Genomic DNA, 4,701 nt, shown 5'->3' on the forward strand with positions numbered 1-4,701 from the left:
CGACCCCCCATGAACGAGCCCGGCTCCGCATCCACCCAGCCGCCCTCCGGCGTTGCCAGCCTGCCCGCCGGCAGCGCGGTGGGCAGTTTCGTGCTGCGCACCGCGCTTGCAGGCGACGAGTTCGGCCGCGTTTACCGCGCAGCGGCAAGCGCCTCGGACGCGGAAGTCACGATCGAGGAGTACCTGCCCGCCGCCATTGCCCGGCGTGATGCCGACGGCACGCTGGGTCCTCGTTCGCCAGCCCAGGCCGATCTTTGGGCCGAGGGGCTGCAGGCCTTTTTGCAGGAATCGGAGCAGATGTCCCGCCTGGATCACCCGGCACTGCTGCGCGTGGGCCCGGTGTGGCAGTCACGCGGCACGGCCTACCGGCTGCGCAGCGGGGGCGAGGGCCGCCCGCTCGCCGAAATCGTCGACGCGATGACGGAGCCGCCCGGCGAAGCCTGGCTGCATGGCCTCCTCGATCCGCTGCTGGGTGCGTTGGAGGCCGTGCACGAGGCGGGCTGGGTCCATGGCAATGTGCGGCCGGGGCAGATCGTCGTGCGCGCCGACGGCAGCCCGGTGTTGCTCGATTCGGGCGCGGTGTGCGGCGCCATCGGCGCGCGCTTGCCGGGATCGCAAGGCGCCTTGCCGGAGACCGGTTTCCTGGCGCCCGAACTGACCGATGCATCGCTCGACTGGCCGGTCGGGCCTTGGTCGGACCTGCATGCGCTCGCGCAGGTGCTGCGCTACTGCATCACCGGCCAAGCGCCGCTGCCGCTCGACCTCGACGCGCCGCTGGCGACTGATGCCCGCCCGGCGTTGGGACCACGCGCGCTCAATGCCCGCTACTCACCGGGCCTGGTCGCCGCGCTGGAACGCGCGCTGGTGCAGGACCCGCACGAGCGGCCGCAAAGCACGGCCGACTTTCGCCATGCGATGGAGGCGCCGGTGATGCTGCGGGCGGTGCCGGCGGCACCGCCGCACCGGCTGCACCCGGTGCCGCACGACGTGCACCGCGAGGCCACGGCCGCACCGCGCGCTGTCGTGCCGCCCATCAGGGTGACATCGCCGTTTCCTCGCGCATCAGGAAGCGACCGTGCGCTGGCGCCGCTCGAGCCGGCCTGGGCGGCAGCCGAAGTGCCGAACGTCGGCGATTTTCACGACCCTCGCATTTTCGAGCCGCACGCCGCCGCAAGAGAAGACGGCCGCGCTGATTCCCCTGCCGCCCGGGCCGGCGGTGGCTCGCGGCGCACGCGGCGCTGGCCCTGGGCATTGGGCGGCATGCTGGCCGGGGCCGCGCTCACGGGTGCGCTGGTCTTCGTCGGCTTGGGGCCCATGGCCGAGGTGCAGTTTGCGCTGTCGCTGCCGGGCGGCGAGTCCGCAGTGCTGAGGACTCCGGGGCCCGCAGCGCTGCCCGACAACGATCCGGCGCTGCTGCCGGCTCTTGCAGCAAGCGGCCCGTTGCCCGGTACACCCCTGCCGCCCCTTCACACGCCCGGTACGCGGCAAGCCGCTCCGGCGGTCAACGCCGATGTGACGGCAGCGACGTCGCGGGGAGGCGATGCAACGGCGCGGGAGCGCGGGGCGCCTATCCGAACGCCAGCCGATGTTGCGGCCCCGGTCGCCCCGACTGTTGATTCGCTTGCGCAGGACCGCGCCGCACCCACAGCGCCGCGCTCTGCGCCAGACGGCGCGGGCGACGCCTCGACTGCCGACGCAGGCCCCACCAGGACGGCATCACCAGCCGAAACGCCGGAGGCCGCCTGCTCTCCACGCAGCAATTTCGCGCTCTACCGCTGCATGCAGACGCAGTGCGAGCAGACCCGCTTCTACACGCATCCGCAGTGCATCCGGCTGCGTGTTCGCGACGAGTTGCCCTGATCGAGCGGCCCTCATACCGATTGCCCTGGGGTGTCCGGCTGCGGTGGGCGATGCCAGAATCGAGCGCCATGAACAGCGCTCCGACCCGCGTCAGCATTCAGACCGATGACTTCGACCTCGGCGCCGAGGTGACGGCTCTGCGCCGCGGCGACGGCGGCGTCGGTGCCGTGGCCAGCTTCATCGGCACGGTGCGCGAGCGGAACGAGGGCAGCGGCGTGAGCCTCATGGAACTCGAGCACTACCCCGGCATGACCGAGCGCGCGATCGAAGCCATGATCGATGCGGCGCTCCAGCGCTTCGACATCCTCCGCGCTCGGGTCGTGCACCGCGTTGGACCGCTCGAAGTAGGCGAGCAAATCGTCTTGGTTGTCGTCAGCTCCGCGCACCGTGGTGAGGCTTTCAAGGCCTGCGAGTTCCTGATGGACTACTTGAAGACGCAGGCGCCGTTCTGGAAGAAGGAACACACGCCCGAAGGCGCGCGCTGGGTCGATGCGCGCGTCGCCGATGACGACGCGTTGAAGCGTTGGGGCATCGAAGCGGGCAACGCCTGAAATGGCGCCTCTTGGTCGCGCTCTTGCAAGCTGTTCAAGCTCATCCACCGTTCGACGGAGTTTCAACGCAGGCGCCGGTTTACGCTCCACATGCCGCATGCAGTTCATGCGCCACGGATAGCGCAAAGCACGGTGGAGCAGTCGAGATGAGCGCCACGTTGCCCCAGGCCCTGTGCGTGATGGCCGGCGCGGCCGCCGGTGCGCTGCTGCGCTGGTTCGCGGGGTTGTGGTTGAACACGCTGTGGGCGGCTTTTCCGCTCGGCACCCTGGCGGTCAATGCGATCGGTGGCCTGGGCATCGGCGTGGCGCTGGCCTGGTTCACACAGCGGCCCGAGCAGGAACTGCTGCGCCTGCTGCTGGTGACCGGCGTGCTGGGCGGCTTCACTACCTTTTCGGCGTTCTCGGCCGAGTCGCTGAACCTGCTGCAGCGCGGCGCTGCATGGACCGCCCTGGGCCACACGCTGGCGCATGTGGTGGGCTCGCTGGTCTGCGCCGCGCTCGGCTGGATGCTCGGGCAGGCGCTCCTCCGGTCGCGCTGAAACGGAGCAGGGCGCCGGTGAATCAGCGCCGGGCATGCCGGCTGCCGGCTTGAAAAGCGGCCCTGCGGGACCACCTGTGAGATCAAATCCGGAGGTCTTTCGTCCATGCGACTCGACAAACTCACCACGCAATTCCAGGAAGCCCTGGCCGACGCGCAAACGCTTGCGAACGGCCGTGACAACCCTTACATCGAGCCGGGCCACCTGCTGCTTGCGATGCTCAACCAGGACGGTGGCCCCAAGGCATTGCTCGCCCGCGCCGGCGTCAATATCGCTGGTCTGCGCAGTTCACTCGAAGTCGAGCTCGGCAAGTTGCCCCAAGTGCAGGGAGGCGACGGCATACAGCCCGGTCGCGAGACCTTGGCCCTGCTGCAGGCGGCCGAGAAGGAAGCGCTCAAGCGCGGCGACCAGTTCGTCGCCGGCGAGCTGCTCCTGCTCGCCCTGGCGGACCACAAGGGCGACATCGCCAAGCTCGCGCGCAGCCATGGCCTCAATCGCAAGCAGCTCGAGAGCGCGATCGACGCCGTGCGCGGTGGCCAGAAGGTCGACTCAGTCGATGCCGAGGGTCAGCGCGAGGCGCTCAAGAAGTACACGCTGGACCTGACGGAGCGCGCCCGCGCCGGCAAGCTCGACCCGGTGATCGGTCGCGACGACGAGATCCGCCGCGCCATTCAGGTGCTGCAGCGGCGCACCAAGAACAACCCGGTGTTGATCGGCGAGCCTGGCGTCGGCAAGACGGCCATCGTCGAGGGCCTGGCGCAGCGCATCGTCGCCGGCGAGGTGCCGGAGTCGCTCAAGAGCAAGCGCGTGCTGGTGCTCGACATGGCGCTGCTGCTGGCCGGCGCCAAATACCGTGGCGAGTTCGAGGAGCGGCTGAAGTCGGTGCTCAAGGAAGTGGCGGCCGACGAAGGCCAGACCATCGTCTTCATCGATGAGATCCACACCATGGTCGGCGCCGGCAAGGCCGAAGGCGCCATCGATGCGGGCAACATGCTCAAGCCCGCGCTGGCGCGCGGCGAACTGCACTGCATCGGCGCGACCACGCTCGACGAGTACCGCAAGTACGTCGAGAAGGACGCCGCGCTCGAGCGGCGCTTCCAGAAGGTGCTGGTCGGCGAGCCGACGGTCGAGGCGACCATCGCCATCCTGCGCGGCCTGCAGGAGAAGTACGAGGTGCACCACGGCGTGGAGATCACCGACCCGGCGATCGTCGCCGCGGCGGAGCTGAGCCACCGCTACATCACCGACCGCTTCCTGCCCGACAAGGCCATCGACCTGATCGACGAAGCCGCGGCCAAGGTCAAGATCGAGATCGACTCCAAGCCCGAGGTGATGGACCGGCTCGACCGCCGCCTGATTCAGCTCAAGATCGAGCGCGAGGCGGTCAGGAAGGAAAAGGACGAGGCTTCGCAGAAACGCTTCGGGCTGATCAGCGAAGAGATCGCGAAACTCGAGCGCGAAGCCGCTGATCTGGACGAGGTTTGGAAGGCCGAAAAGGCCACTGCGCAGGGCTCGGCACACATGAAAGAAGAAATCGACCGTGTGCGTACGCAGATCGATGATCTGATGCGCAAGGGCGATTTCAACAAGGTCGCTGAGTTGCAGTACCGCACCCTCCCGGATCTGGAAAAGAAATTGAAAGAGGCGCAGGCCAAGGAGGCCGGCGCAGACGCGGCCGGCAAGCCCACCTTGCTGCGTACCCTTGTCGGCGCCGAAGAAATCGCCGAAGTCGTTGCGCGCGCCACCGGCAT

At 68.8% G+C, this 4,701-nt stretch carries 4 protein-coding genes; all 4 read left to right on the forward strand.

Going from position 1 to position 4,701, the window contains the following annotated elements; all coding sequences use genetic code 11:
• Positions 1–1,860 (forward strand): hypothetical protein (locus tag H0W38_RS16840; protein WP_292456174.1); only part of this gene is annotated, 1,860 nt, incomplete at its 5' end.
• 68 nt (positions 1,861–1,928) lie between these two features.
• On the forward strand, positions 1,929–2,411 hold the full coding sequence (locus H0W38_RS16845; RefSeq protein ID WP_292456178.1) for a molybdenum cofactor biosynthesis protein MoaE: 483 nt from the start codon (positions 1,929–1,931) through the stop codon (positions 2,409–2,411).
• Positions 2,412–2,557: 146 nt separating this feature from the next.
• A complete protein-coding gene (gene crcB, locus H0W38_RS16850; protein WP_292456180.1) occupies positions 2,558–2,950 on the forward strand; it encodes a fluoride efflux transporter CrcB in 393 nt (130 codons plus the stop codon).
• 105 nt (positions 2,951–3,055) lie between these two features.
• Positions 3,056–4,701 (forward strand): Clp protease N-terminal domain-containing protein (locus tag H0W38_RS16855; RefSeq protein WP_292456183.1); only part of this gene is annotated, 1,646 nt, incomplete at its 3' end.

Source organism: Methylibium sp., from assembly GCF_013817365.1.
Taxonomy (GTDB): Bacteria; Pseudomonadota; Gammaproteobacteria; order Burkholderiales; family Burkholderiaceae_C; genus Methylibium.

Coding starts and splice junctions, on each gene's coding strand:
- H0W38_RS16845 (WP_292456178.1), top strand. CDS start 1,929: ATGAACAGCGCTCCGACCCGCGTCAGCATTCAGACCGATGACTTCGAC.
- crcB (WP_292456180.1), top strand. CDS start 2,558: ATGAGCGCCACGTTGCCCCAGGCCCTGTGCGTGATGGCCGGCGCGGCC.